The sequence below is a fragment of the Polaromonas sp. AET17H-212 genome, assembly GCF_002379085.1.
In the GTDB taxonomy this organism is placed as follows: Bacteria; Pseudomonadota; Gammaproteobacteria; order Burkholderiales; family Burkholderiaceae_C; genus Polaromonas.
Genome location: NZ_NBZW01000006.1, coordinates 101,956 through 126,733, shown reverse-complemented (window position 1 = coordinate 126,733; position 24,778 = coordinate 101,956). Strand labels below are relative to the sequence as shown.

The window sequence follows — 24,778 nt, the reverse complement described above, 5'->3', positions numbered from 1 at the left end:
TACCCCATGGCTGAAATCAAAAACTACACGCTCAATTTCGGGCCGCAGCACCCTGCCGCCCACGGTGTGCTGCGTCTCGTTCTCGAACTCGACGGCGAGGTGATCCAGCGCGCCGACCCGCACATCGGCCTGCTGCACCGCGCCACCGAAAAACTCGCCGAGAGCAAGACCTACATCCAGTCGCTGCCCTACATGGACCGCCTCGACTACGTGTCGATGATGTCCAACGAGCATGCCTACTGCCTGGCCATTGAAAAGCTCATTGGCGTGGACGTGCCGGTGCGCGCGCAATACATCCGCGTGATGTTCTCCGAGATCACGCGCCTGCTCAACCACCTGCTCTGGCTCGGTGCGCACGGTTTCGACTGCGGCGCGATGAACATCCTGATTTACTGCTTCCGTGAGCGCGAGGCGCTGTTCGACATGTACGAGGCCGTCTCCGGTGCGCGCATGCATGCGGCCTATTTCCGGCCGGGCGGCGTTTACCGCGACCTGCCCGAGACCATGTCCCAGTACAAGGTCAGCAAGATCAAGAACGCCAAGGCGATCGAGGCGCTCAACGAAAACCGCCAGGGCTCCCTGCTGGACTTCATCGACGACTTCGCCAACAAGTTTCCGGGCTATGTGGACGAGTACGAAACCCTGCTGACCGACAACCGCATCTGGAAACAGCGCACGGTCGGCATCGGCGTGGTGTCGCCCGAGCGCGCGCTGAACCTCGGCTTCACCGGCCCCATGCTCAGGGGCTCCGGTTTTGCCTGGGACCTGCGCAAGCAGCAGCCCTATGACGTGTATGCCCAGATGGACTTCGACGTCCCGGTCGGCAAGACCGGCGACTGTTATGACCGCTACCTGGTCCGCATCGAGGAGATGCGCCAGTCCAACCGCATCATCAAGCAGTGTGTGGACTGGCTGCGCGTGAACCCCGGCCCGGTGATCACCAGCAACCACAAGGTGGCCGCCCCCGACCGCGAATCCATGAAGTCCAACATGGAAGAGCTGATCCACCATTTCAAGCTCTTCACCGAGGGCTTCCATGTGCCCGAAGGCGAGGCGTATGCCGCCGTGGAACACCCCAAGGGCGAGTTCGGCATCTACATCGTCAGCGACGGGGCCAACAAGCCGTATCGCCTGAAGATCCGTCCGCCCGGTTTTCCGCACCTGGCGGCCATGGACGAAATGTCGCGTGGCCACATGATTGCCGATGCGGTCGCCGTCATCGGCACGATGGACATTGTGTTTGGCGAAATTGACCGCTGAAAATCTATGACTTCTGAATCCAACCCAACGCGCACGCCTGCGCTGTCAGCACAGGCCCTGGACCGTTTTTCCCGCGAGGTCGCCAAGTACCCGGCCGACCAGAAGCAGTCAGCCGTCATGGCCTGCCTGGCCATCGTGCAGGAAGAGCAGGGCTACGTGAGCGCCGAGAGCGAGAAGCTGGTCGCCGCCTACCTCGGCATGGCGCCGATTGCCGTGCACGAGGTCACGACCTTCTACAACATGTACAACCAGCAGCCGGTGGGCAAGTACAAGATCAACGTCTGTACCAACCTGCCGTGCCAGCTGCGCGAGGGCACTAAGGCGCTGGCCTATCTGGAGCACAAGCTGGGCGTGACCATGGGCGGCACGACCGCCGACGGCCTGTTCACCCTGCAGCAGTCCGAGTGCCTGGGCGCCTGCGCCGACTCGCCGGTCATGCTGGTCAACGACCTGCACATGTGCAGCTTCATGAGCAACGACAAGCTCGACCAGCTGATCGATGGCCTTAAATCCGCCGAGGCAAAGTAACCATGTCTGCTTCCAGCATCCTTTCCCAGTTTGAGGCCACCGGCGTTCAGACCTCGTTCCATGGCCGCCATATCGACCCGCAAATCATGGCGGGCCTCGATGGCAGCAACTGGCGCCTGAAAGACTACGAAGCGCGCGGCGGCTACCGGGCCCTGCGCAGGATCCTCGGCCAGGATGGCGGCGAAGGCCTGACGCAGGACCAGGTGATTGCCGAGGTCAAGGGCAGCGGCCTGCGCGGGCGTGGCGGCGCGGGTTTTCCGACCGGCCTGAAGTGGAGCTTCATGCCGCGCCAGTTTCCGGGCCAGAAATACCTGGTCTGCAACTCGGACGAAGGCGAGCCGGGCACCGCCAAAGACCGCGACATCATGCAGTACAACCCGCACATCGTCATCGAAGGCATGGCGATCGCCGCCTACGCGATGGGCATCAATGTGGGCTACAACTACATCCACGGCGAAATCTTCACCACTTACAAGCGGTTTGAAGAGGCGCTGGAAGAAGCGCGCGCCGCGGGCCTGCTGGGCGACAACATCCTCGGCAGCAGCTACAGTTTCCAGTTGCATGCGGCCCACGGTTTCGGCGCCTACATCTGCGGCGAGGAAACCGCCTTGCTCGAATCGCTGGAGGGCAAAAAAGGCCAGCCGCGTTTCAAGCCGCCGTTTCCCGCGAGTTTCGGCCTGTACGGCAAGCCGACCACCATCAACAACACGGAAACTTTCGCCGCCGTGCCCTGGATCATCCGCAACGGCGGCCAGGCCTACCTGGACTGCGGCAAGCCCAACAACGGCGGCACCAAGATTTTCACCATCAGCGGCGACGTCGAGCGCCCGGGCAACTACGAAATCCCGATGGGCACGCCGTTTGCCAAACTGCTGGAGCTCGCGGGCGGCATGCGCGGCGGACGCAAGCTCAAGGCGGTGATTCCCGGCGGCTCGTCCATGCCGGTGCTGCCGGCCGACATCATGATGGCCACCGACATGGACTACGACTCGATCGCCAAGGCCGGCTCCATGCTCGGCTCCGGTGCGGTGATCGTGATGGACGAGACCCGCTGCATGGTCAAGAGCCTGCTGCGCCTGTCCTACTTCTACATGCACGAAAGCTGCGGCCAGTGCACGCCTTGCCGCGAAGGCACGGGCTGGCTCTGGCGCATGGTGGACCGGATTGAACACGGCCATGGCCGCGAGAGCGACCTGGACATGCTCAATTCGATTTCCGACAACATCCAGGGCCGCACCATCTGCGCGCTCGGCGACGCCGCAGCCATGCCGGTGCGCGCCATGATCAAGCACTTCCGCGCCGAGTTCGAGCACCACATCACCCACAAGACCTGCCTGGTCCCGGTTTACGCATAACAGCGCCTCCCTCAAAGCAATATCACCATGGTTGAAATCCAACTCGACGGTCAGACAGTGGAAGTGCTCGAAGGCAGCACGGTGATGCATGCGGCCGAAAAAGCCGGTACCTACATTCCGCACTTCTGCTACCACAAGAAGCTCAGCATCGCGGCCAACTGCCGCATGTGCCTGGTCGATGTGGAAAAGGCGCCCAAGCCGATGCCGGCCTGCGCCACGCCCGTGACGCAGGGCATGATCGTGCACACCAAGAGCGACAAAGCCATCAAGGCCCAGAAGGGCGTGATGGAGTTCCTGCTGATCAACCACCCGCTCGATTGCCCGATCTGCGACCAGGGCGGCGAGTGCCAGCTGCAGGACCTGGCGGTCGGCTACGGCAGCAGCGGTTCGCGCTACGAGGAAGAAAAACGCGTGGTTTTCCACAAGGATGTCGGCCCGCTGATCTCGATGGAAGAGATGAGCCGCTGCATCCACTGCACGCGCTGCGTGCGTTTTGGCCAGGAAGTTGCCGGCGTGATGGAGCTGGGCATGTCGCACCGCGGGGAACACGCCGAGATCGAGACCTTTGTCGGCATGTCGGTGGACTCCGAGCTGTCGGGCAACATGATCGACCTCTGCCCGGTGGGCGCGCTGACCAGCAAACCTTTCCGCTACAGCGCCCGCACCTGGGAGTTGTCGCGCCGCAAGTCGGTCAGCCCGCACGACTCGACCGGTGCCAACCTGATTGTCCAGGTCAAGAACAACCGGGTGATGCGTGTCGTGCCGCTCGAAAACGAAGACGTCAACGAATGCTGGCTTGCCGACCGCGACCGTTTCTCCTACGAAGCCCTGAACAGCGACGAGCGCCTGACCACCCCCATGCTCAAGCAGGGCGGACAGTGGAAGGCCGTGGACTGGCAGACCGCGCTTGAATATGTCGCCAACGGGCTCAAGCAGATCAAGGCCGACCACGGTGCCGACAGCGTGGGCACGCTGGCCAGCCCGCACAGCACGCTCGAAGAGCTGTTCCTCGCCGCCTCGCTGATGCGCGGCCTGGGCAGCGACAACATCGACTACCGCCTGCGCCATGCTGAATTTGCGCCGTCAACCTCCGTGCGCTGGCTGGGCACCCCGATCGCGTCACTGACCAATCTGCAGCGTGTGCTGGTGGTGGGCTCCAACCTGCGCAAGGACCACCCGCTGTTTGCCCAGCGAATTCGGCAGTCTGTCCGCAAGGGTGGTGCGCTGAGTGCTATCACTTCTGTAGCGGAGCTGGCCTCGGCCGACGCCTGGGCGATGCCGGTGGCCAACGCCGTCCTGGCCGAGCCGGGCGCTTGGGCGCAGGCCCTGGCCGATGTGGCCGCAGCGATTGCGGCGGACAAGGGTATTGCGGCGCCGGCCGCCGGCCAGGCCACGGACGTCGCCAAGGCAGTGGCCAAGTCCCTGCAGGGCGGGGAGCGCAAGGCCATCCTGCTGGGCAATGCCGCCGCGCACCATGCCAACGCCGCCAGCCTGCTGGCCCTCGCCAACTGGATCGGCGAGCAGACCGGCGCGACCGTCGGTTACCTCACGGAAGCGGCCAACACCGTCGGCGCACAGCTCGCTGGTGCGCTCCCGGCGGGCAAGGGCCTGGATGCCGGCCAGATGCTGGCGGGCAAGCTCAAGGCCGTCATTCTGCTCAACAACGAGCCCGAGTTCGATTCGGCGGCCGGGGCTTCGGCCAAGGCCGCACTGAACAGCGCGCACATGGTGGTGACCCTGAGCCCCTTCAAGGCGAACATGGATTTCAGCGACGTGTTGCTGCCGATTGCACCGTTCACCGAAACCCCCGGCACCTTTGTCAACGCCGAAGGCCGCGTGCAGAGCTTTCATGCCGTGGTCAAGCCACTCGGTGAAACACGCCCCGCCTGGAAGGTGCTGCGCGTGCTGGCCAACCTGCTCGGCCTGCCGGGCTTTGATTTCGAGTCCGCGCAGGATGTGCTCGGGCAGATTCCCGGTGCCGACGGTGCGATGGTGCCGGCGCAGCGGCTTGGCAATACAACGCAGGCGGCGGTCCAACTGACGGCGGCCGGCGCGGCGCCTGCCGTGGCCAGCATTTACCAGCTCGACAGCCTGGTCAGGCGCGCCACCTCGCTGCAGCTGACGGCCGATGCGCGGCAGGCCGCGCACGTAGAAGGAGCCACCGCATGATTGACGCGATTTTCGGCTTCGGCCAGGGGTTGATGGGCGGCATCTGGCCCGGCACGGTCTGGCCGGTGCTCTGGGCCCTGATCAAGATTGTCGTGGTGCTGCTGCCGCTGATGGGCTGTGTGGCCTACCTCACGCTGTGGGAGCGCAAGGCGATCGGTTTTACCCAGATCCGCCTGGGCCCGAACCGTGTCGGCCCCTTTGGCCTGTTGCAGCCGATTGCCGACGCACTCAAGCTGCTGACCAAGGAAATCATCATTCCGACGGCGGCCAGCAAGGGCCTGTTTGTGCTTGGCCCCATCATGACCATCATGCCGGCGCTGGCGGCCTGGGCGGTCGTGCCTTTCGGGCCCGATGTGGCGCTGGCCAACATCAACGCCGGCCTGCTGTTCCTGATGGCCATCACCTCGCTCGAGGTGTACGGCGTCATCATCGCCGGCTGGGCGTCGAACTCCAAATACGCTTTCCTGGGCGCCATGCGGGCGTCGGCGCAGATGGTCAGCTACGAAATCGCCATGGGTTTTTGCCTGGTGGTGGTGCTGATGGTCTCGGCCAGCCTGAACATGACCGACATCGTGATGGGCCAGTCCATCGGCATGGCGGCCAGCAAAGGCCTGAACTTCCTGTCCTGGAACTGGCTGCCGCTGCTGCCGATTTTTGTGGTGTTTTTCATTGCCGGCCTGGCCGAAACCAACCGCCACCCGTTTGACGTGGTCGAGGGCGAGTCGGAAATCGTGGCCGGCCACATGGTCGAGTACTCGGGCATGGCCTTCGCCATGTTCTTCCTAGCCGAATACGCCAACATGATTCTGGTGTCCATCCTGACCGTGATCCTGTTCCTCGGCGGCTGGTTGTCGCCGATCGACAGTGCGCTTTTCAACTGGGTGCCGGGCTGGATCTGGCTGGGCCTGAAGACCTTTGTGGTGGTCACCCTGTTCCTGTGGGTGCGCGCCACCTTCCCGCGCTTCCGTTATGACCAGATCATGCGTCTGGGCTGGAAGATTTTCATTCCTGTGACCCTGGTCTGGCTGGTGGTCATCGGGGCCTGGATGCAGACCCCGTACAGCCTCTGGAAATGAATATGAGCCCCCACGTTCGCTCACTTAGCCTAGCTCTCAGGAAATCATCATGAGTGCAGTTGCCTCTGTCAAAGACTTCATATCCAGCTTCATGCTGACCGAGCTGTTCAAGGGCATGGCCCTGACCGGCAAGTACATGTTCAAGCGCAAGATCACGATCCAGTTTCCGGAAGAAAAGACGCCGCTGAGTCCGCGTTTTCGCGGCCTGCATGCGCTGCGCCGTTATGAAAACGGCGAAGAGCGCTGCATTGCCTGCAAGCTGTGCGAGGCCGTCTGCCCGGCGATGGCCATCACGATCGAATCGGATGTGCGCGAAGACGGCAGCCGCCGCACCTCGCGTTACGACATCGACCTGACCAAGTGCATCTTCTGCGGCTTCTGCGAGGAAAGCTGCCCGGTGGACTCCATCGTCGAGACCCACATCTTCGAATACCACGGCGAAAAACGCGGTGACCTGTATTTCACCAAGGACATGCTGCTGGCTGTCGGTGACCGTTACGAAAAAGAAATCGCTGCCAGCCGCGCCGCGGATGCCAAGTACCGCTGACACCACTCCCCGGTCGTTGGCTCAAGAAAGATTCGCAGAACATGGACGCTAAAACAGGTCTCTTTTATCTCTTCGCCCTGGTGCTGCTGTTTGCCGCATTCCGGGTGATCACGGCGCGCAATCCCGTGCATGCCGCCCTGTACCTGGTGCTGGCCTTCTTCCAGGCGTCGGCCCTGTGGATTCTGCTCAAGGCCGAATTCCTGGCCATCACGCTGGTGCTGGTGTATGTCGGCGCCGTGATGGTGCTGTTCCTCTTTGTCGTGATGATGCTGGACATCAACATGGAAGGGGTGCGCAAGGGTTTCTGGAAACACTTTCCGCTGGCTGCCAGCGTCGGCGCGCTGATTGCACTGGAAATGTCTGCCGTGCTGATGGGCGGTTTCCGCCTGAGCGAGGCGCCCAAGTCGGCCGTGGTGGCAGGGCAGGCCGCCGCGCAGTATTCGAACACCAAAGAGATCGGCAAGTTGCTGTATTCCGAGTACCTGTATCCGCTCGAAATCGCGGCAGTGATTCTGCTGGTGGCCATCATTGCTGCCATTGCGCTGACCCTGCGCGCGCGCAAGGATTCCAAAAGCACCAACCCGGCCGACCAGATCCGCGTCAAGCGCGGCGATCGCGTCAGCCTGGTCAAGATCAAGGCGACACAGGCGGCCCCTGTGGTTGTCGCACCGGAGGAAAAAGCATGATGCTCACGCTGGGACACTTCCTGACACTGGGCGCGATGCTGTTTGCGCTGTCGGTCATCGGCATTTTCCTGAACCGGAAAAACCTGATCATCATCCTGATGGCGATCGAGCTCATGCTGCTGGCCGTCAACATGAACTTCGTGGCTTTCTCGTACTACCTCAACGACTTGGCCGGCCAGGTGTTCGTGTTTTTCATCCTGACCGTCGCAGCCGCCGAATCGGCCATCGGCCTGGCCATTCTCGTTTTGCTGTTCCGCAACAAGGCCAGCATCAACGTGGACGAACTCAACACGCTCAAGGGTTAACAACAACATGAGTCAGACCCTCTCCGCCGCCACCCTGCTGGCCGTTCCCCTGGCACCCCTGGCAGGCTCGCTGCTGGCCGGTATTTTCGGCACCACCTTCGGTGGCAACTGGATAGGCCGCCGCCTGTCGCACACGCTGACCATCGTCGGCGTGCTGGTGGCCTTCATCATCTCGGCCATGACACTCAAGAGTGTCGCCATCGACGGTGCGCGTTTCAATGAAACGCTTTACACCTGGATGGTCGTGGGTGGCCTGAAGATGGAAATCGGCTTCCTCGTGGACGGCCTGACCGCCATGATGATGTGTGTCGTGACCTTTGTCTCGCTGATGGTGCACATCTACACCATCGGCTACATGGAAGAAGACGAAGGCTACAACCGCTTTTTTGCCTACATCTCGCTGTTCACCTTCTCCATGCTGATGCTGGTGATGAGCAACAACCTGCTGCAACTGTTCTTCGGCTGGGAGGCCGTGGGCCTGGTGTCCTACCTGCTGATCGGGTTCTGGTTCAACAAGCCGACCGCCATCTTCGCCAACATGAAGGCTTTCCTGGTCAACCGGGTCGGTGATTTCGGTTTCATCCTCGGCATTGGCCTGCTCGCGGCCTACGCCGGCTCGCTCAACTACTCCGAGGTGTTCGCCAAGTCGGGCGACATCGCCAAGCTCGGCTTCCCCGGCACCGACTGGATGCTGATCACCGTGATCTGCATCTGCCTGTTCATCGGTGCCATGGGCAAGTCGGCCCAGTTCCCGCTGCATGTCTGGCTGCCAGACTCCATGGAAGGCCCGACGCCCATTTCCGCACTGATCCACGCCGCTACCATGGTCACGGCCGGCATCTTCATGGTGGCCCGCATGTCGCCGCTGTTCGAACTCAGCGACACCGCGCTGAGCTTCATCATGGTGATCGGCGCCATCACGGCCCTGTTCATGGGTTTCCTGGGCATCATCCAGAACGACATCAAGCGCGTCGTGGCCTATTCCACGCTGTCCCAGCTGGGCTACATGACGGTGGCGCTCGGCGCCTCGGCCTACTCGGTCGCCGTTTTTCACCTGATGACCCACGCCTTCTTCAAGGCGCTGCTGTTCCTGGCGGCGGGTTCCGTCATCATGGGGGTGCACCACAACCAGGACATCCGCTGGATGGGCGGGCTGCGCAAGTACATGCCCATCACCTGGATCACGGCGCTGCTCGGTTCCCTGGCGCTGATCGGCACCCCGCTGTTTGCCGGGTTCTATTCGAAAGACAGCATCATCGAAGCGGTGCATTTCAGCAACCTGCCGGGCGCCGGCTTTGCGCACTTCGCGGTGCTTGCCGGTGTGTTTGTGACGGCCTTTTATTCCTTCCGCATGTATTTCCTGGTGTTCCACGGCAAGGAGCGTTTTGACCAGAACCCCGATGCGCACCACGACGACCACCATGGCCATGATGCGCACCATGGCGCCCATGTGCCGCACGAGTCGCCCTGGGTGGTGACCGCGCCGCTGGTCCTGCTGGCCATTCCCTCGGTGGTGATCGGTTTCATGAGCATCGACGCCATGCTGTTCGGCGACTTCCTGAAAGACGCCATCATCGTCAACGCGGCCAAACACCCGGCCATGGCCGAACTGGCAAAAATGTTCCACGGTCCGGCCCAGATGGCCCTGCACGGCCTCACGACCGCGCCGTTCTGGCTGGCACTTGCGGGCGTCGCCTCAGCTTATTACATGTACATGGTCAACCCGGCCCTGCCGGCGGCCATCAAGCGCCGCGTCGAACCCCTCTACACGCTGCTCGAGAACAAGTACTACATGGACTGGTTCAACGAGAACGTTCTCGCACGCGGTGCGCGCGGCCTGGGCATCGGCCTGTGGAAGGGCGGCGACGAGAAGCTGATCGACGGCGCGCTGGTCAACGGCTCCTGGAAGCTGGTTGGCTGGGTGTCGGGTGTGGTGCGCAAGGTGCAGACCGGCTACATCTACCACTACGCGCTGGCCATGATCGTCGGTATTTTCATTCTGGTCAGTTATTTCTCGACCTGGCCGATGATCAAAGAACTGCTCAGCAAATAAGCGACAAGAGGAATAATAAAAATGGGATTGTTGAGCCTTGCCATCTGGACGCCGATCTTTTTCGGCGTCATCCTGCTGGCCCTCGGACGTGACGACCAGGCGCGCAGCGTGCGCTGGATCGCACTGGTCGGTGCCATCGTCAGTTTCCTTGTGACGCTTCCTCTTTACGGCGGTTTTGAAGTCGGCACGTCGGCCATGCAGTTTGTCGAGAAGGCCCCGTGGATCGCGCGTTTCAATGTCAATTACCACCTCGGCGTGGACGGCATCTCGCTGTGGTTTGTGTTGCTGACGGCCTTCATCAACGTGGTCGTCATCATCGCAAGCTGGGAGTCGATCACCAGCCGCGTCAACCAGTACATGGCCGCCTTCCTGATCCTCAGCGGCCTGATGATCGGTGTCTTCGCGGCGCTCGACGGCATGCTGTTTTATGTGTTCTTCGAAGCCACGCTGATCCCGATGTACCTGATCATCGGCGTCTGGGGCGGGCCGAGAAAAATCTACGCGGCCTTCAAGTTCTTCCTGTACACGCTGCTCGGCTCACTGCTGATGCTGATCGCGCTGATTTTCCTGTACGTCAAGTCGGGCGGCAGTTTTGACCTGGCCGTCTGGTACAAGCTGCCCCTGGGCGCCACCGCGCAGACGCTGCTGTTCTTCGCCTTCCTGGCCGCGTTCGCCGTGAAGGTGCCGATGTGGCCGGTTCACACATGGCTGCCCGACGTGCACGTCGAGGCGCCCACCGGCGGCTCGGCCGTGCTGGCCGCCATCATGCTCAAGCTCGGCGCCTACGGCTTTCTGCGGTTTTCGCTGCCGATTGCGCCCGACGCCGCGCGCGAATGGGCCGGGCTCATGATTGCCCTGTCGCTGATCGCCGTGATTTACGTTGGCCTGGTGGCCATGGTCCAACGGGACATGAAGAAGCTGGTGGCCTATTCGTCGGTGGCGCACATGGGTTTTGTCACCCTGGGCTTTTTCATCTTCAACGACATCGGCGTGTCCGGCGGCATTGTGCAGATGATTGCGCACGGTTTTGTCTCGGCCGCCATGTTCCTGTGCATCGGCGTGTTGTACGACCGCGTGCATTCGCGCGAGATCGCCAGTTACGGCGGCGTGGTCAACACCATGCCCAAGTTCACGGCCTTTGCGCTGCTGTTTGCGATGGCCAATTGCGGCCTGCCGGCCACCGCCGGATTTGTCGGCGAGTGGATGGTCATCCTGGGCGCGGTCAAGTTCAACTTCTGGATTGGCGCGGCCGCCGCGTCGGCGCTGATTTTCGGCGCGGCCTACACGCTGTGGATGTTCAAGCGCGTCTACCTCGGACCGGTCGCCAACGACGATGTCAAGGGCCTGGCCGACATCAACAGCCGTGAGTTCCTGATGCTGGCCCTGCTGGCCATTGCCGTGTTGTTCATGGGTGTCTATCCCAAGCCCTTCACCGATGTGATGGACAGTTCGGTCATCGACCTGCTGAAACACGTCGCGGCCTCCAAACTGCAATAAGCAACCATTTCAAAGAATCCAGATGATTGACAAACTCAGTTGGCTATCGGTGTACCCGGAAATCGTGCTCCTGGTCATGGCCTGCGTGATCGCGCTGGTCGACCTCGGCGTGAAAAGTCCGCAGCGCACCCTGACTTATGTGCTGACCCTGCTGACGCTGGCTGCCGTGGCGGCACTGGAGGCGGTGTACGCCGTCAAGGGCAACACGTTCTACGGCTTCGGCAACATGGTTGTGAGCGACCCCATGGGCAACTGGCTCAAGTGTTTCGCCTCGATTGCGATGATGGTCACCTTGGTGTACGGGCGCGGGTATGCGGCAGACCGCGACATGCTGCGCGGCGGCGAGCTGTTCACGCTGGGCATGTTTGCGCTGCTGGGCATCTTCGTGATGATCTCCGGCAACAACTTCCTGGTGCTCTACATGGGCCTGGAACTGATGACGCTGTCCAGCTACGCCCTGGTGGCGCTGCGCCGTGACAACGCAACGGCCACCGAAGCTGCGATGAAATACTTTGTGCTCAGCGCCATGGCCTCGGGTTTCCTGCTGTACGGCCTGTCCATGATGTACGGTGCCACCGGCTCGCTGGACGTCAACGAGGTGTACCGGGCCATTGCCAGCCGCCAGGTGAACCACCAGGTGCTGGTGTTCGGCCTGGTGTTCATCGTGGCCGGCCTGGCCTTCAAGCTGGGCGCCGTGCCGTTTCACATGTGGCTGCCCGACGTTTACCAGGGCGCGCCCACGGCGATCACGCTGCTGATCGGTGCGGCGCCGCAGTTTGCCGCCTTTGCCATCTGCATCCGCCTGCTGGTGCAGGGCCTGCTGCCGCTGGCCATCGACTGGCAGCAGATGCTGGCGCTGATGGCCATCGGTTCGCTGCTGGTGGGCAATCTGGCGGCGGTGGCGCAGACCAACCTCAAGCGCATGCTGGCGTTCTCCACCATCTCGCAAATGGGCTTCCTGCTGCTGGCGCTGCTGGCCGCGGTGGTTCCCGGCAGGCCGCTCAATGCCGAGTACGCCTACGGCGCGGCCATGTTCTACGCCATCACCTATGTGCTGACCACACTCGCGGTGTTCGGCATCATCCTGCTGCTGGCGCGTGCTGGCCACGAGTCCGAGGAAATCACCGACCTGGCCGGCCTGAACCAGCGCAGCCCGCTGTTTGCCGGCATCATGGCCATCAGCATGTTCTCGCTGGCCGGCGTGCCGCCTGTGGTTGGCTTCTACGCCAAGCTCGGCGTGTTGCAGGCCCTGCTGTCCTCGCAGCAGACCAGCTACCTCGTGCTGGCGGTTTTTGCGGTGCTGATGTCGCTGGTCGGCGCCTTCTATTACCTGCGTATCGTCAAGGTGATGTATTTTGACGCGCCCAACGTCGGCATGCCCACGGCCATCCTGGCCCCGGCCGATGCCCGCGTGGTGCTGTCCATCAACGGTGCGCTGGTGCTGCTGCTGGGTGTCATGCCCGGCGGCCTGATGACGCTGTGCCAGCAGGCGATCGCCAGCGTTGTGAAGTCCCTCGGCGCATGAACCAGACTGTCTCGATATGGTTGGTGGTGGCGCTGGCCCTGCTGGCCGCCAACCTGCCGTTCATCAGCAACCGCGTGCTGCTGGTGTACCGGCTGAAGAGCCCCAAGAATCTGGCGGTGCGTGTTGCCGAAATGGTGTTCTGGTACGTCGTGGTGGGCGGTATCGCCCTGCTGCTGGAGCAGCGCGCCGGCCAGATCGCGCCGCAGGGCTGGGAGTTCTATGCGATCACGGCCACGCTGTTCATCACCTTCGCCTTTCCGGGCTTTGTGTTTCGTTACCTGTTCAAACATCGTTGAGCGCGGTCCCCGCCCGGTCCTCCGCCATGCCTGAGCATCCCGCAGAACCCCCTGGTCCGGCCGACAGCCATCTGATCGAGCACAAGGTCGACAGCCAGGAACTGCTGCACGGCCACTTCCTCCACGCTTTCCGCGACACGGTCCGCCTGCCGGACGGGCGCGAAGTCTCACGCGAATATGTGCGTCATCCCGGGGCGGTCATGGTCATTGCCCAGCTCGGCGACGGCCGCCTGGTGCTGGAGCGGCAATACCGCTACCCGGTCCAGGCCGTGATGCTGGAGTTTCCGGCCGGCAAGCTCGATGCCGGCGAGCAAGCGCTGGCCTGTGCGCAGCGCGAGCTGCGCGAGGAAACCGGTTACAGCGCGGCGTCCTGGGCCCATGCCGGTGTCATGCACCCGGTGATTTCCTACTCGACCGAGTTCATCGATATCTGGTTTGCCAGGGACCTGACCCTCGGGGAGCGCAAGCTCGACGCGGGCGAGTTTCTCGACGTGTTCACGGCCACGCCGGCCGAGTTGCTGCAGTGGTGCCGCGACGGCCGTGTCACCGACGGCAAGACGCTGACGGGCGCGCTGTGGCTGCAAAACGTCCTGTCGGGCGCATGGTCGCTGGACTGGCAGACCGGCGCTTCCCGCGCCGGGGCCTGATAATCAGCGCATGAAAGTCCTCAACCTCCAGTGTTCGCACCAGCACGCCTTTGAAGGCTGGTTTGCGTCGGAAGATGACTTTCAGGGCCAGCTGGCCCGCGGCCTGGTGACCTGCCCGCTGTGCGCCGACCCGGCCGTGCGGAAAATGCCGAGCGCGCCCCGGCTCAATCTGGGCGCCACGGGCGCGGAGCCGGCAGTGGCTTCATCTTCGCGTGAACTGTCCGTGCCTGCGGCCGCGCCGGCCGGCAGCCCGGTGCATGAGGTGATGGCTGCCGCCGGCAGCCCGGCCGTGCAGGCCGAGTTCCTGAAGGCCTTGCGCCACGTGATGGCCAACACCGAGGACGTGGGCGAACGCTTCGCCGACGAGGCCCGTGCCATGCATTACGGCGACGCCGAGCAGCGCAGCATCCGCGGGCAGGCCAGCCGCGCCGAAGCGGTCGAGCTGCTGGAAGAGGGCATCGAGGTGATGCCGCTGCCTCTACCGGCCTTGGTCAAGGAAACGCTTCAGTAAGCAGCCACGAGCTCCCGGTCGCAGTCAAGCAGGGGCCGCGGGACTGGCTTTGCCAGACCGCAGGCGCAGCGGCCCCCTCGGGGGGCAGGGAGCTACACGCAGTGAGCGACCGTGGGGGTCACATGCTTCAGGGGTACAAACCGCGCAGTTCGCGCGTGTGCAGAATGCGTTTGCAGGCCACGATGAAGGTCGCGGTGCGCAGGCTGACCTTGTGGTCCTGGGACACCTGCCAGACGCCGGCAAAGGCTTCCTTCATGATGCGCACCAGGCGGGCGTTGATTTCGGCCTCGTCCCAGAAGAAGCTGGAAAAGTCCTGCACCCATTCAAAGTAGCTGACGGTCACGCCGCCGGCATTGGCTATCACGTCGGGCAACACCAGCACATTGCGTTCCTGCAGGATGTCGTCGGCTTCGGGGGTGGTCGGCCCGTTCGCGCCTTCAATGATCATGCGCGCCTTGATGCGACCGGCGTTGTCCCTGGTGATCTGCTGTTCCAATGCGGCGGGGATCAGGATTTCACAGTCGACATCCCAGAACTTGTCGTCGGCGATGACTTCGGCCTGCGCAAAGCCGGCCACGCTGCCGGTCGCCGCCACATGCCTGAGCAGCGAGGGCACATCCAGCCCGGCTTCGCGGTAAATCGTGCCGCCATGGTCCTGCACGGCCACAATGCGTGCGCCGGCTTCGGCAAACAGCTTGCCGGCCACGCCGCCCACATTGCCAAAACCCTGCACCGCCACGCGGGCGGTCGCGATGTCCAGGTCGATGTGTTTGGCCGCTTCGGCGCCGACGGTGAACACGCCGCGGCCGGTGGCTTCGCGCCGACCCAGCGAGCCGCCCAGGTCCACCGGCTTGCCGGTGACCACGCCGGTCGAGGTCGAGCCGGTGTTCATCGAGTAGGTGTCCATCATCCACGCCATGATCTGCTCATTGGTGTTGACGTCGGGCGCGGGGATGTCCTTGTTCGGGCCGATGATGATGCCGATCTCGCTGGTGTAGCGACGTGTCATGCGTTCGAGCTCGCCGCGCGAGAGTTTCTTCGGGTCCACGCGGATGCCGCCCTTGGCGCCGCCGTAGGGCACGTTCACCGCGGCGTTCTTGATCGACATCCAGGCCGACAGCGCCATCACTTCCGACAAGGTCACATCCTGGTGAAAACGCACGCCGCCCTTGCCCGGACCGCGCGAGACGTTGTGCTGCACGCGGTAGCCTTCAAAGTGCGCCACCGTGCCGTCGTCCATGTGGATGGGCACGTCGACAATCAGGATGCGCTTGGGCCGCTTGAGTGTTTCCGCCCAGCGCGCCAGGCTGCCCAGGTGCGGAATCACGCGGTCGACCTGCTGCAGGTAATTGCCCCAGGGGCCGAGCTTGTCGGCCTGCAGGTAGGAGGGCAGGGGGTGCAAAAGCGCGGGGGCGCCGGCGGGGCTGGAAGCTTGCGACATCAAAAACTCCTGGTGGAAGATGAATGCGCCGAGCTTAGGCTCGCCGTGTCCAACTGTCCAAGGCCGGGTTTATGGGTTGTTATGCATGAAACGCATAACCATGGTTTGGGGTTGAAAAACCATGCTCCCGCAGCCTGCTCCGCCGGCGCCGTGCCCCGCGGAAACGCCTGGCCTCAGGCGTTGAACTGCAGCGCGGCCAGCCGCGCATAAATGCCGCCGCGGCTCACCAGTTCGGCGTGGGTGCCTTGCTCCACTAGGCGGCCGTGGTCCAGCACCAGGATGCGGTCGGCCTTCTGCACGGTGGCCAGGCGGTGCGCCACCACCAGCGTGGTGCGGCCCTGCATGGCCGACTCCAGCGCCGCCTGCACCATGCGTTCGCTTTCGGCATCCAGGGCGCTGGTGGCTTCGTCCAGCAGCAGCAGCGGCGGGTTCTTGAGCATGGCGCGTGCAATCGCAACACGCTGGCGCTGCCCGCCCGACAGGCGCACGCCGCGTTCGCCCAGAAAGGTGTCATACGCTTCCGGCAGCGCCATGATGAACTCATGCGCAAAGGCCGCCTGCGCCGCCGCCCGGACTTCGTCGTCACTCGCGCCAGGCCTGCCGTAGCGGATGTTTTCCAGTGCGCTGGTCGAGAAAATCACCGCGTCCTGCGGCACGATGCCGATGCGCTGGCGCAGGTCGTGCAGCGCCATGTCGGCGGTGCGCACGCCGTCAAGCTCGATATGTCCCGAGGCCGGGTCGTAAAAACGCAGCAGCAGCTGGAACACCGTGCTTTTGCCGGCGCCGCTGGGCCCCACGATGGCCACGGTTTCGCCGGGCGCCACGTTCAGGGAGAAGTCGCTCAGCGCGGCCTGCGCTGGACGCGACGGGTAGTGGAAGGTCACTGCTTCGAATTTAATAGCGCTTCCCGCCCGTACCACGGGGGGCGGGACCGGATTTGATGGGGATGTCACGGGGGAGCGGGTTTCCAGCAGCTCCATCAGCCGTTCGGTGGCGCCGGCGGCGCGCAGCAGGTCGCCATACACCTCGCCCAGCACTGCGGTGGCGCTGGCCAGGATGATCACGTACACCACCGTCTGGCCCAGATGGCCCGCCGTGATGTCGCCGCGCATCACCGCCTGCGTGCCCTGGTACAGGCCCCACAGCAGCGCCGCCGAGGTGGCGATGATGATGAAGGCCACCAGCACCGAGCGCGCCCGGGTCCGGCGGATCGCCGTGTTGAAGGCATTGGTGGTCGATTCGTCGAAACGCGCGGCCTCGCGCGCTTCGGCGGTGTAGCTTTGCACCACGGGAATGGCATTGAGCACCTCGGCCGCAATCGCGCTGGAGTCGGCCACGCGGTCCTGGCTGGCGCGCGAGAGCTTGCGCACGCGCCGGCCAAACCACGCCGAGGGCACGACGATCAGCACCAGCCCGCCCAGCACCTGCACCATCAGGTAGGGGTTGGTCACCACCAGCATGCCCAGCGCGCCAACGCCCATCACGGCATTGCGCAGGCCCATGCTGAGCGACGAGCCCACCACCGTCTGCACCAGTGTCGTGTCGCCGGTCAGGCGCGAGAGCACCTCGCCGGTCTGCGTGGTTTCAAAAAACTCGGGGCTTTGCCGCACCACATGCGCGTAGACCGCGTTGCGCAGGTCGGCCGTCACGCGCTCGCCGAGCCAGCTCACCATGTAAAAGCGCCCGGCTGAAAACAGGCCCAGCGCCGCCGCCACCGCAAACAGCTCGAAGAAGTGGGTGCGCAGCGCCATCAGCTGCGCGCCCTTGTCGCCCGCGCCCAGGCCGCCGTCGATCAGGCCACGCAGCGCCAGCGGAAACACCAGCGTGGCCACCGCCGCCATCACCAGAAAGAAGATGGCCACGCCGATGCGGCCGCGGTAAGGGCGCAGAAAGGGCACGAGGCCGGAGAGGGAACGCGGCGAGCCCTTGGGCGCGTCGGAGCGAGAGGAAGTAGCCATGACGGGAGTTTAGTCGGCACGGCCGGGCGGGCTCAGGCGAGAGGCCCCGAAGGCCTTTCGGGGCTTGTCATAGATCAAGCGCGCTGCCGGGGTGTGGCCCACAATGGACACGGCAGTTTCACCGGGCGCAGCGTCCGGGTTGCCAGGCTGCAGGGGCGGCGGCACCAGGCCGCGCAACACATAAAGGATCAACATATGCTGAAAAACAAGGTCGCCCTGGTCACCGGCGCGTCGTCGGGCATTGGCCGCGCCATTGCGCTGGTCTGGGCGCGCGAGGGCGCCCGGGTGGTGGTGTCGGACGTCAACGAACAGGCCGGCGAGGAAACCGCATCGCTGGTGCGGGCGCTGGGCGGCGACGCCATGTTTGTGGCGGCCGACGTTGGCAAACCGCAGGACGGCGAGGCCCTGGTGGCGCGCACCATGGCCTTGCACGGCCGGCTCGACATCGCCTGCAACAACGCCGGCATAGGCGGCCCGCAAGCCCCCACGGCCGACTACCCGCTCGACGGCTGGGCCCAGGTCATCAACATCAACCTGTCGGGCGTGTTTTATGGCATGAAGTACCAGATTGCCGCCATGCTCAAAAACGGCGGTGGCGCCATCGTCAACGTCGCCTCCATCCTCGGCGCCGTCGGTTTTGCCGGCGCCCCGGCCTACACCGCCGCCAAACACGGCGTGGTGGGGCTGACAAAAGCGGCCGCGCTGGAATACAGCGCCCACGGCGTGCGTGTCAACGCCGTGGGTCCCGGCTTCATCCACACCCCCATGATCAGCGGGATGGAAGAAGACCCCGCCATCAACGCCATGCTGGTCGGCGCCCACCCGATCGGCCGGCTGGGCCGCGCGGAAGAAGTGGCCGAACTGGTGGCCTGGCTGTCCTCGGACAAGGCTTCGTTTGTGACCGGGTCCTATTACCCGGTGGACGGCGGCTATCTGGCACGCTGAGGCTGACCGCGATTTGCTATTTATTTGATAGCTGCTTGCGCATGCCGCTCAAGGGGCGGAGGTCTGAAAGGCTTGCAAACCCGGTGTGGCACCGCTACGCCCCTGACAGCCGCCGTGCCGGTTGCGCCGCGCCACCCGGCAGGTTGGCGCTGACCAGTGCCGCGGCCAGCGTGACCAGCCACGAGTAATACACCCACACCAGGAAAGCCAGCAAAGGCGCGAAGGCGCCGTAGATCGTGCGGTAGGTGGGCACGTTGGCAAGGTAAATCGCAAAGCCGTGTTTGCCCACTTCAAACGCGATGCCGGCGAGCAGGCCGCCCGCGATCGCATCGCGCCACCGCACCACGGTGTGCGGCACGAAGCGAAACAGACAGGCGAAGCCGGCCACGCTCAGCACCACCGGCCCCAGGTTCAGGGCATGCGGCAGCCAGGCAGGCCGCGTGCCCACCAGTCCGCTGGAGGCTGCCAGAAGATAGGACGCGGCCCACAAGCTCGCGCCGATGATCACCGGGCCGGTGAGCAGCATGCCAGCGTACAGGGCCAGCCGGCGCAGCACCGTGCGCGGCTTCTTCACTCGCCAGATCCGGTTGAGCGTGTTCTCCACGCTCAGGAGCAGGCCCAGGGCCGACACCAGCAAAACCGCAAAGCCCACCTGCGTGAGCCCGCTGGCGTTGCCCGCGAACTGCGCCAGGTGCTTGAGCACCGTCCTGGCGATGTCGGCCGGTAGCAGGCCGCGCAGCAGGTGCTCGCGAATCGCTTCCCCGGCCGCGCGCAGGAACGGGGTCCGCGCGAACACGGCAAAACTCACCGCCAGCAGCGGCACCATGGACACCACCATCGTGAACGTGAGGCCGCCCGCTGCCTGGGCGAGGCGTTCTTCCCGGTCGCGCCGGAAGATGCGGCTGATGAGGTTGCCCTGGTGTCGGCTTGCAGTGGTCATGGCAGCAATATAGCCACGTCCTTCCCGTTTGGACCCGGCGTGTGGGGAAATGTGGAAGCTGGCAGGCTGAAACGCAGCATCCGCACGACAAAGTCCGGCGTCCGGCCCCGTTGTCCGGCGGCCGGACAGGCGGAGTCCACCGGGACCGGATCTGGGCTGAATCCGTTCCCGGCCTGGGGCGACACGTTCTTGTGGGGACCCAGAAAGCCTGTAGCCTGTCTTCCGCCGCCCCTGGAGCCCGTCATGTCGGGGGGACAGGCGGACGAAACGGCACAATTCCTTACACTGATTGGGCCCAACGGCCCTGGTCTCCAGCGCGTCGACTGACCACAATGAAATCGCCCCCTTGAAAGGGCGTCTTCATGACCCATCCATCTTCTACCGCAGCCACCACCTTCGACCGCATTTGCCGGGTTGGGCCACTCGTTGTGCTTGCCCGGCGCCACGAACTGAAATGCACCGAGCGTGAGCTGCGAGCGGCCGTGGACAGCGTCGGCAGTGAGCCAAGCCGGGTTCGCCTATCTCCAGCGAGCTCTTCTGAAGAAAATTTACCTGGCCCTGCGACGCCTCGAACCGAAGGCGCGCCAGTGAGCGTCTGCTTGATACGGCCAGAAAAATGACACCCCTGGATCCTGAAGATTTCCGGAAAAAACTCCCGGGCATGAACCGGGTCGACGCGGTGCTGGCGATCGTCGAGATGGCCCGCATAGGTGGGGCAGTCTCGCCGCAAGATGCGGTTTCCCATGTTGCGACCATGATCGACCGCCTGGACAAGGCGAGCCTGTCCTACGAAGACGATGTCAGGTTGTTGCTCGGTATCGGCGCGACGATCTGGACGCTGGAGCACAGCTGCTGTGCTTCTTCCGGCCAGACGCGGTAGTCGCGTGGGTACACGCAGACCCCAAACAGGGTCCCATGGCGGTCCGGGCGTGGCCCGGTTTTGCAAAAAATCCAGCCACCACAATCTACTTCCTAAGCCGGGAAATTGTGGTGCCGACCCGGGGTGCCGGCATGGCGCACTGGCGTGAAGCCCTGTTTGCCATCATGTCCCGCAACGCAGGCAGCGTGGCCGCCTTCTTCCGGCTGCCCAACAACTGCGTGATTGAACTGGGGACGCGGGTGCAGATCTGAGCCCGCGCCGGAAACCGGGGCGGCTCGCTGCTTGTGTCGGGACTGTTACTGACACTGACGCTCTTCCCGTGGCCCGGCGGCCTTCCTGCCGTGGGCCAGTCTTTGGAGGTTGACAAACAATCTAACAAACGTTAGATTGATGGCATGAGACAAATCAAGGACCATCTTTACGAGCAGGTCGCCCGCATCGGCAAGGCCGTCGCCAGTCCCAAGCGCCTGGAGCTGGTCGAGTTGCTTTGCCAGGGCGAGAAGACCGTCGAAGTGCTCGCGGCACAGGCGGAAATCAGCGTCAAGCTGGCCAGCGCCCACCTCAAGCAGCTGCGCATGGCGCGACTCGTCGATACGCGCAAGGAAGGCAAGTACGTCCTGTACCGCCTGGCCAGCACCAGTGTGGCTGACCTCTGGGTGAACTTGCGCGCCGAAGCCGAGGAGCGGCTGGTCGAATTGCAGGTTGCGTTGGCCTCCATCGTCGAGCACGGCGATGAACTCGAGGGCATCGACCGGGCGGCAATCCTGAAGAAAGCCAAGGCCGGGGAGGTCCTGGTCCTGGACGTACGGCCGGAAGAAGAATTCGCCAGCGCCCATTTGCCCCACGCCCGCTCGCTGCCCGTGGACGAGCTCAGGAAGCGGCTGAAAGAGCTTCCCAAGGATGTTCCCGTCGTTGCCTACTGCCGCGGCCCGTTTTGCCTGATGGCCAGGGACGCCGTCGAGTTGCTGCGCAGACGGGGCTACCGCGCCTTTCACCTGACCGACGGCGTGGCCGAATGGCGCGCCCGTGGCCTGCCCCTCGAACAGGCAACCTGAGGCACGACATGAACACACTGCTCATCCTGAATGACGCTCCCTACGGCAGCGAGCGCACCTACAACGGGGCGCGCCTGGCCGGTGCGCTGGCCCGGCAGCCAGGCAACGAGGTCCGGGTTTTCCTGATTGGTGACGCCGCAGCCGCCGCGCACCGCCTCCAGAAGGTGCCCACCGGCTTTTACAACCTTGAAGTGATGCTCGGTTCGGTGGTGAGCCACGCGGGTGTGATCGGCGCCTGCGGCACCTGCATGGATGCACGCGGCATCAGCATCGAAGACCTCATCCCGGGCGCGCACCGCAGCACCCTGGACGAGCTCACCCAATGGACGGTCTGGGCCGACAAGGTCCTGGTGTTCTGATTCAGGAGGCAAACATGTTCTTCAAACAACGACCGGCGGAGAACGCCACCCTGTCCTATTTTTTTGGCTGCGCGGGCCTGGCAAAAGCCGTGGCCGTTGACGTGGTGGCCGGCGACGAGGACTGGTTCCTGGCCGAGGCCGAGAAGGCGGGCGTCAGGATCGCCCACGTCATCGACACCCATGTGCATGCCGACCACTACTCGGGTGGCCCGGCACTGGCCAGGCGGGCCGGCGCGCCGTATTACCTGCACGAGAGCAACCAGGGGCGGGTCTTGTTCGAATTCGCGCCAGTCGCGGACGGCCAGCGGCTCGAGGCTGGCAACGTGGTGGTTGACGTGCTGCACACGCCCGGGCACACGCCAGACAGCATCTGCCTGCTGGTGCGCGACATGCGCCGGGGCGATGAGCCCTGGTTCGTCATCACCGGTGACACCCTGTTTGTTGGCGCGGTAGGGCGCCCCGACCTGGCGGGCCGCGAACGGGAGATGGCGGGCCAGCTGCACGATACCTTGCATGGCAAGCTGCTGAGCCTGCCCGCCGGCCTCGAAATCTATCCCGGCCACCAGGCCGGCAGCGCCTGCGGTGCGGGCCTGTCCGGCAAACCCGCATCGACCCTTGGCTTCGAGAAACGTTTCAACCCCATGCTCGCCATGGCGCGTGAGGACTTCGTGGATGCGCTCACGGCCGAAATTCCGCCGCAGCCGCAGGACATGGCCCGCATCGTGGCGGCCAACCTGCGTGGAACGGCGCCGGAGCCGGCGCACGCCTGAGCTGCATGCAGATGGAATACGGCATCCGCGCCAATCTCAGCCAGGTCCTGCAGCAACTGCTGCAGGTGCTGCTCGTCGGCATGACCATCGGGATGATGCGCAACGTGGTTCCGGCGCTGGCCGAAACCGAGTTCGGCGTGCCGCGCGGCTCCTTCATGCTGCTGGCGGCCTTCGTTGTCGCCTTCGGTTTCGTCAAGGGCGCCATGAACTTTGCCGCCGGCCGCCTGGCTGAACGCCTGGGCCGCCGGCGCGTGCTGTTGCTGGGCTGGCTGGTGGCGCTGCCGATTCCGCTGATCGTCTACTTCGCCACGTCGTGGAGCTGGATTGTCCTGGCAACCATCCTGCTGGGCATCAACCAGGGGCTGACCTGGTCGATGACACAGACGGCCAAGCTCGACCTCACGCGGGCCGACCAGCGCGGACTGGTCATCGGACTCAACGAGTTTGCCGGTTATGTGGGTGTCGCCATCGCCGGCGTGGTGACGGGTTATGCCGCCTCGCTGCTGGGCCCGCGCGAAGGCTTGTTGTGGTTTGGTGCGGCCGTCATCGGCCTGGCCACGCTGCTGGCCTGGCTGGGCGTGAAGGAGACGCTGCCCTGGGCGCATGCCGAGGTCAAGCGCCACGCTGCGGCCCCTGCGGCGCATGCCTTGCGGCCGCGCTACCCGACCGGCATCAGCGAGCGGCCGACCACGCGGGAAATGTTTGCCCTCATGAGCTGGGGCGACCGCCGCATGGCCGCGCTGTGCCAGGCGGGCATGGTCGAGAAGTTTGTCGATGCGCTGGTCTGGGCCTTCTGGCCGGTGTATCTGCACCAGCAAGGCGTGAGCCTGCCCGGCATCGGCTGGATCGTCGGTGTTTACGGCTTCACCTGGGGTGGGGCGCAGTTCTTCACTGGCAAGTTGTCCGATCGCGTCGGCCGGCACCGCCTGAACGTCTGGGGCATGTGGCTGTGTGGCGCCGGTGTCGCGCTGTTGCCGCTGGGCCATGGCTCGGCCTGGTGGAGCGCCGCGGCCGCCATCGCCGGCCTGGGCATGGCCATGCTGTACCCCAACCTCAGCGCGGCGGTGGCCGACATCGCCCACCCCAACTGGCGCGCGTCGGCTATCGGCATCTATCGCTTCTGGCGCGACCTCGGTTACGGCATTGGCGCCCTGGGTCTGGGCGCGGCCGCAGCCCTGGGCGGACGCATCGAGACCGCCTTCTGGTTCGTCGCCGTGGCGATGCTGCTGTCCGGTGCTGTGCTCCATCACTGGGGTGAAGAAACCCACCCCCGGCTCAGCCCCGCGCACTGACGCATCGACGCATTGCATTGACGCCTTGATTCCCCCCAGCTTTTGGAAAACCCGGAGACCATCCATGACATTGACGTACCTCGCCCTCTGTTCGCGCCGCCTGGCCGCATCCGCTGCCCTGAGCGTGTTCGCAGTGCTGCCGGTCGTCGCGCATGCCCAGCTCGACAAGGCCGCAACTGAGGCGCTGGAGACCTACTTCGAATTTTCCGACTACAACAGCGGCACCATCGCCGCCGAACAGATTCCGGCCGAGGACTACAAGCGGTTTTACGTTCTGGACGTGCGCGACGCGGGCCAGTTCGCGAAAGAGCACATTCCGGGGGCAAGCAACATCGAATGGCGCAAGGTCTTTGCCGAGCGCGCCAAGCTGCCCAGGGACAAGACCATCCTGGCGTACTGCAACACCGGTTCGTTTTCAGGCCAGGTGGCAATGGCACTGCGAATGGCCGGCTATGAAAACGTGCGCATCCTGCATGGCGGTTATGGCGAATGGAAAGCGCGCGGCGGGATGGATGCCCATGCCCGCGCCAGCAAAGACCGCAAGTGAATTCGCCCACCTGGAGCGCTTCCAGCCAATTCCCGCGACCCTGAGTCCAATGCCGCCGCAGCGCCCGTCAGCCCAAGCTGCCGGCGCTTGAAGGGGAGTCGGATTGCTATGTATGTGATAGCTACTGGCGCAGGTG

The 24,778-nt window shown here is 64.2% G+C and carries 26 protein-coding genes and 1 pseudogene; 23 read left to right on the top strand and 4 right to left on the bottom strand.

Going from position 1 to position 24,778, the window contains the following annotated elements:
* The first annotated feature begins 6 nt into the window (after positions 1 to 6).
* The 14 genes from B7G53_RS07580 to B7G53_RS07515 are packed head-to-tail and all read left to right on the top strand — an operon-like array spanning position 7 to position 14,455.
* Complete coding sequence (locus B7G53_RS07580) at positions 7 to 1,260, top strand: NADH-quinone oxidoreductase subunit D (RefSeq protein WP_096665937.1); 1,254 nt, start codon at positions 7 to 9, stop codon at positions 1,258 to 1,260.
* A gap of 6 nt (positions 1,261 to 1,266) precedes the next feature.
* A complete protein-coding gene (gene nuoE / locus B7G53_RS07575; protein WP_096665934.1) occupies positions 1,267 to 1,788 on the top strand; it encodes an NADH-quinone oxidoreductase subunit NuoE in 522 nt (173 codons plus the stop codon).
* Positions 1,789 to 1,790: 2 nt separating this feature from the next.
* Positions 1,791 to 3,143 (top strand): NADH-quinone oxidoreductase subunit NuoF, encoded by a 1,353-nt coding sequence (nuoF, locus tag B7G53_RS07570; protein ID WP_096665931.1) that lies wholly within the window; start codon positions 1,791 to 1,793, stop codon positions 3,141 to 3,143.
* A gap of 27 nt (positions 3,144 to 3,170) precedes the next feature.
* Positions 3,171 to 5,312, top strand: a complete 2,142-nt coding sequence (nuoG, locus tag B7G53_RS07565; RefSeq protein ID WP_096665928.1) for an NADH-quinone oxidoreductase subunit NuoG — start codon at positions 3,171 to 3,173, stop codon at positions 5,310 to 5,312.
* Complete coding sequence (gene nuoH, locus B7G53_RS07560; RefSeq protein WP_096665925.1) at positions 5,309 to 6,388, top strand: NADH-quinone oxidoreductase subunit NuoH; 1,080 nt, start codon at positions 5,309 to 5,311, stop codon at positions 6,386 to 6,388. Before nuoG ends, nuoH begins: the two co-directional genes overlap by 4 nt.
* A 49-nt stretch (positions 6,389 to 6,437) precedes the next feature.
* Complete coding sequence (gene nuoI / locus B7G53_RS07555; RefSeq protein WP_096665922.1) at positions 6,438 to 6,935, top strand: NADH-quinone oxidoreductase subunit NuoI; 498 nt, start codon at positions 6,438 to 6,440, stop codon at positions 6,933 to 6,935.
* A 41-nt stretch (positions 6,936 to 6,976) separates the two neighbouring features.
* Positions 6,977 to 7,621, top strand: a complete 645-nt coding sequence (locus B7G53_RS07550; RefSeq protein ID WP_096665919.1) for an NADH-quinone oxidoreductase subunit J — start codon at positions 6,977 to 6,979, stop codon at positions 7,619 to 7,621.
* The gene (nuoK, locus tag B7G53_RS07545) at positions 7,618 to 7,926 is read left to right on the top strand and encodes an NADH-quinone oxidoreductase subunit NuoK (RefSeq protein WP_096665916.1); all 309 of its coding nucleotides are present in this window, start codon (positions 7,618 to 7,620) and stop codon (positions 7,924 to 7,926) included. Before B7G53_RS07550 ends, nuoK begins: the two co-directional genes overlap by 4 nt.
* Positions 7,927 to 7,933: 7 nt before the next feature.
* Positions 7,934 to 9,979, top strand: coding sequence for an NADH-quinone oxidoreductase subunit L (gene nuoL, locus B7G53_RS07540; RefSeq protein WP_096665914.1), 2,046 nt, complete (start codon positions 7,934 to 7,936; stop codon positions 9,977 to 9,979).
* A gap of 21 nt (positions 9,980 to 10,000) precedes the next feature.
* Positions 10,001 to 11,476 (top strand): NADH-quinone oxidoreductase subunit M, encoded by a 1,476-nt coding sequence (locus tag B7G53_RS07535; RefSeq protein WP_096665911.1) that lies wholly within the window; start codon positions 10,001 to 10,003, stop codon positions 11,474 to 11,476.
* A gap of 22 nt (positions 11,477 to 11,498) precedes the next feature.
* Positions 11,499 to 13,001, top strand: coding sequence for an NADH-quinone oxidoreductase subunit NuoN (nuoN, locus tag B7G53_RS07530; protein ID WP_096665908.1), 1,503 nt, complete (start codon positions 11,499 to 11,501; stop codon positions 12,999 to 13,001).
* Complete coding sequence (locus B7G53_RS07525) at positions 12,998 to 13,297, top strand: DUF2818 family protein (RefSeq protein ID WP_096665905.1); 300 nt, start codon at positions 12,998 to 13,000, stop codon at positions 13,295 to 13,297. Before nuoN ends, B7G53_RS07525 begins: the two co-directional genes overlap by 4 nt.
* A 26-nt stretch (positions 13,298 to 13,323) precedes the next feature.
* Positions 13,324 to 13,944 carry an NUDIX domain-containing protein gene (locus B7G53_RS07520; RefSeq protein ID WP_096665902.1) on the top strand — a complete coding sequence of 207 codons (621 nt, stop codon included), beginning with the start codon at positions 13,324 to 13,326 and terminating at the stop codon, positions 13,942 to 13,944.
* A gap of 10 nt (positions 13,945 to 13,954) precedes the next feature.
* On the top strand, positions 13,955 to 14,455 hold the full coding sequence (locus B7G53_RS07515; protein WP_096665899.1) for a DUF1178 family protein: 501 nt from the start codon (positions 13,955 to 13,957) through the stop codon (positions 14,453 to 14,455).
* A 127-nt stretch (positions 14,456 to 14,582) separates the two neighbouring features.
* Here B7G53_RS07515 and B7G53_RS07505 read toward each other — a convergent pair whose 3' ends face one another.
* The 3 genes from B7G53_RS07505 to B7G53_RS07495 form a co-directional block, all read right to left on the bottom strand.
* Entirely contained in the window at positions 14,583 to 15,896 is a 1,314-nt protein-coding gene (locus B7G53_RS07505; protein ID WP_096665896.1) for a Glu/Leu/Phe/Val family dehydrogenase, read from the bottom strand.
* Between the two features lie 173 nt (positions 15,897 to 16,069).
* A complete protein-coding gene (locus tag B7G53_RS07500; protein ID WP_096665893.1) occupies positions 16,070 to 17,854 on the bottom strand; it encodes an ABC transporter transmembrane domain-containing protein in 1,785 nt (594 codons plus the stop codon).
* 9 nt (positions 17,855 to 17,863) lie between these two features.
* On the bottom strand, positions 17,864 to 18,049 hold the full coding sequence (locus tag B7G53_RS07495) for a hypothetical protein (protein WP_096665890.1): 186 nt from the start codon (positions 18,047 to 18,049) through the stop codon (positions 17,864 to 17,866).
* Between B7G53_RS07495 and B7G53_RS07490 the strand changes: the two genes are divergently transcribed.
* Entirely contained in the window at positions 18,050 to 18,799 is a 750-nt protein-coding gene (locus tag B7G53_RS07490; RefSeq protein ID WP_096665887.1) for an SDR family NAD(P)-dependent oxidoreductase, read from the top strand.
* Positions 18,800 to 18,893: 94 nt separating this feature from the next.
* On the opposite strand, the gene B7G53_RS07485 is transcribed toward B7G53_RS07490, so the two are convergent.
* Complete coding sequence (locus B7G53_RS07485) at positions 18,894 to 19,739, bottom strand: YhjD/YihY/BrkB family envelope integrity protein (protein WP_255249935.1); 846 nt, start codon at positions 19,737 to 19,739, stop codon at positions 18,894 to 18,896.
* Between the two features lie 362 nt (positions 19,740 to 20,101).
* Here B7G53_RS07485 and B7G53_RS23365 point away from each other — a divergent pair, with 362 nt between their 5' ends.
* The 8 genes and pseudogenes from B7G53_RS23365 to B7G53_RS07450 all read left to right on the top strand — a co-directional run bounded on the left by B7G53_RS23365 (position 20,102) and on the right by B7G53_RS07450 (position 24,642).
* Complete coding sequence (locus tag B7G53_RS23365; RefSeq protein WP_141396312.1) at positions 20,102 to 20,359, top strand: DUF3606 domain-containing protein; 258 nt, start codon at positions 20,102 to 20,104, stop codon at positions 20,357 to 20,359.
* Positions 20,356 to 20,619, top strand: a complete 264-nt coding sequence (locus B7G53_RS07480; protein ID WP_255249934.1) for a hypothetical protein — start codon at positions 20,356 to 20,358, stop codon at positions 20,617 to 20,619. The genes B7G53_RS23365 and B7G53_RS07480 overlap by 4 nt, the downstream gene beginning before the upstream one ends.
* A gap of 77 nt (positions 20,620 to 20,696) precedes the next feature.
* Positions 20,697 to 20,870 (top strand): annotated as a pseudogene (locus B7G53_RS07475) (KUP/HAK/KT family potassium transporter); the annotation flags it as partial.
* Between the two features lie 144 nt (positions 20,871 to 21,014).
* Entirely contained in the window at positions 21,015 to 21,674 is a 660-nt protein-coding gene (locus B7G53_RS07470) for an ArsR/SmtB family transcription factor (RefSeq protein ID WP_096665877.1), read from the top strand.
* An 8-nt stretch (positions 21,675 to 21,682) separates the two neighbouring features.
* Positions 21,683 to 22,033, top strand: coding sequence for a DsrE/DsrF/TusD sulfur relay family protein (locus B7G53_RS07465; RefSeq protein WP_096665874.1), 351 nt, complete (start codon positions 21,683 to 21,685; stop codon positions 22,031 to 22,033).
* Positions 22,034 to 22,047: 14 nt separating this feature from the next.
* Positions 22,048 to 22,803: an MBL fold metallo-hydrolase gene (locus B7G53_RS07460; protein ID WP_096665871.1), complete on the top strand. Its 756-nt coding sequence runs from the start codon at positions 22,048 to 22,050 to the stop codon at positions 22,801 to 22,803.
* Between the two features lie 11 nt (positions 22,804 to 22,814).
* On the top strand, positions 22,815 to 24,095 hold the full coding sequence (locus B7G53_RS07455) for an MFS transporter (RefSeq protein WP_096666047.1): 1,281 nt from the start codon (positions 22,815 to 22,817) through the stop codon (positions 24,093 to 24,095).
* Positions 24,096 to 24,159: 64 nt separating this feature from the next.
* On the top strand, positions 24,160 to 24,642 hold the full coding sequence (locus B7G53_RS07450; RefSeq protein ID WP_096665868.1) for a rhodanese-like domain-containing protein: 483 nt from the start codon (positions 24,160 to 24,162) through the stop codon (positions 24,640 to 24,642).
* Positions 24,643 to 24,778 lie beyond the last annotated feature (136 nt).

Bases quoted from the DNA above. Each gene is read 5' to 3' on its own strand.
- B7G53_RS07470 (WP_096665877.1), top strand. From the start codon at position 21,015: ATGAGACAAATCAAGGACCATCTTTACGAGCAGGTCGCCCGCATCGGC.
- nuoI (WP_096665922.1), top strand. From the start codon at position 6,438: ATGAGTGCAGTTGCCTCTGTCAAAGACTTCATATCCAGCTTCATGCTG.
- B7G53_RS07460 (WP_096665871.1), top strand. From the start codon at position 22,048: ATGTTCTTCAAACAACGACCGGCGGAGAACGCCACCCTGTCCTATTTT.
- B7G53_RS07455 (WP_096666047.1), top strand. From the start codon at position 22,815: ATGGAATACGGCATCCGCGCCAATCTCAGCCAGGTCCTGCAGCAACTG.
- B7G53_RS07580 (WP_096665937.1), top strand. From the start codon at position 7: ATGGCTGAAATCAAAAACTACACGCTCAATTTCGGGCCGCAGCACCCT.
- B7G53_RS07525 (WP_096665905.1), top strand. From the start codon at position 12,998: ATGAACCAGACTGTCTCGATATGGTTGGTGGTGGCGCTGGCCCTGCTG.
- B7G53_RS07520 (WP_096665902.1), top strand. From the start codon at position 13,324: ATGCCTGAGCATCCCGCAGAACCCCCTGGTCCGGCCGACAGCCATCTG.
- nuoL (WP_096665914.1), top strand. From the start codon at position 7,934: ATGAGTCAGACCCTCTCCGCCGCCACCCTGCTGGCCGTTCCCCTGGCA.
- nuoG (WP_096665928.1), top strand. From the start codon at position 3,171: ATGGTTGAAATCCAACTCGACGGTCAGACAGTGGAAGTGCTCGAAGGC.
- nuoN (WP_096665908.1), top strand. From the start codon at position 11,499: ATGATTGACAAACTCAGTTGGCTATCGGTGTACCCGGAAATCGTGCTC.
- B7G53_RS07485 (WP_255249935.1), bottom strand. From the start codon at position 19,739: ATGACCACTGCAAGCCGACACCAGGGCAACCTCATCAGCCGCATCTTC.
- B7G53_RS07500 (WP_096665893.1), bottom strand. From the start codon at position 17,854: ATGGCTACTTCCTCTCGCTCCGACGCGCCCAAGGGCTCGCCGCGTTCC.
- B7G53_RS07515 (WP_096665899.1), top strand. From the start codon at position 13,955: ATGAAAGTCCTCAACCTCCAGTGTTCGCACCAGCACGCCTTTGAAGGC.
- B7G53_RS07465 (WP_096665874.1), top strand. From the start codon at position 21,683: ATGAACACACTGCTCATCCTGAATGACGCTCCCTACGGCAGCGAGCGC.
- B7G53_RS07550 (WP_096665919.1), top strand. From the start codon at position 6,977: ATGGACGCTAAAACAGGTCTCTTTTATCTCTTCGCCCTGGTGCTGCTG.
- B7G53_RS23365 (WP_141396312.1), top strand. From the start codon at position 20,102: ATGACCCATCCATCTTCTACCGCAGCCACCACCTTCGACCGCATTTGC.
- B7G53_RS07505 (WP_096665896.1), bottom strand. From the start codon at position 15,896: ATGTCGCAAGCTTCCAGCCCCGCCGGCGCCCCCGCGCTTTTGCACCCC.
- B7G53_RS07450 (WP_096665868.1), top strand. From the start codon at position 24,160: ATGACATTGACGTACCTCGCCCTCTGTTCGCGCCGCCTGGCCGCATCC.
- nuoH (WP_096665925.1), top strand. From the start codon at position 5,309: ATGATTGACGCGATTTTCGGCTTCGGCCAGGGGTTGATGGGCGGCATC.
- B7G53_RS07480 (WP_255249934.1), top strand. From the start codon at position 20,356: ATGACACCCCTGGATCCTGAAGATTTCCGGAAAAAACTCCCGGGCATG.
- B7G53_RS07535 (WP_096665911.1), top strand. From the start codon at position 10,001: ATGGGATTGTTGAGCCTTGCCATCTGGACGCCGATCTTTTTCGGCGTC.
- B7G53_RS07495 (WP_096665890.1), bottom strand. From the start codon at position 18,049: ATGTTGATCCTTTATGTGTTGCGCGGCCTGGTGCCGCCGCCCCTGCAG.
- nuoK (WP_096665916.1), top strand. From the start codon at position 7,618: ATGATGCTCACGCTGGGACACTTCCTGACACTGGGCGCGATGCTGTTT.
- B7G53_RS07490 (WP_096665887.1), top strand. From the start codon at position 18,050: ATGCTGAAAAACAAGGTCGCCCTGGTCACCGGCGCGTCGTCGGGCATT.
- nuoF (WP_096665931.1), top strand. From the start codon at position 1,791: ATGTCTGCTTCCAGCATCCTTTCCCAGTTTGAGGCCACCGGCGTTCAG.
- nuoE (WP_096665934.1), top strand. From the start codon at position 1,267: ATGACTTCTGAATCCAACCCAACGCGCACGCCTGCGCTGTCAGCACAG.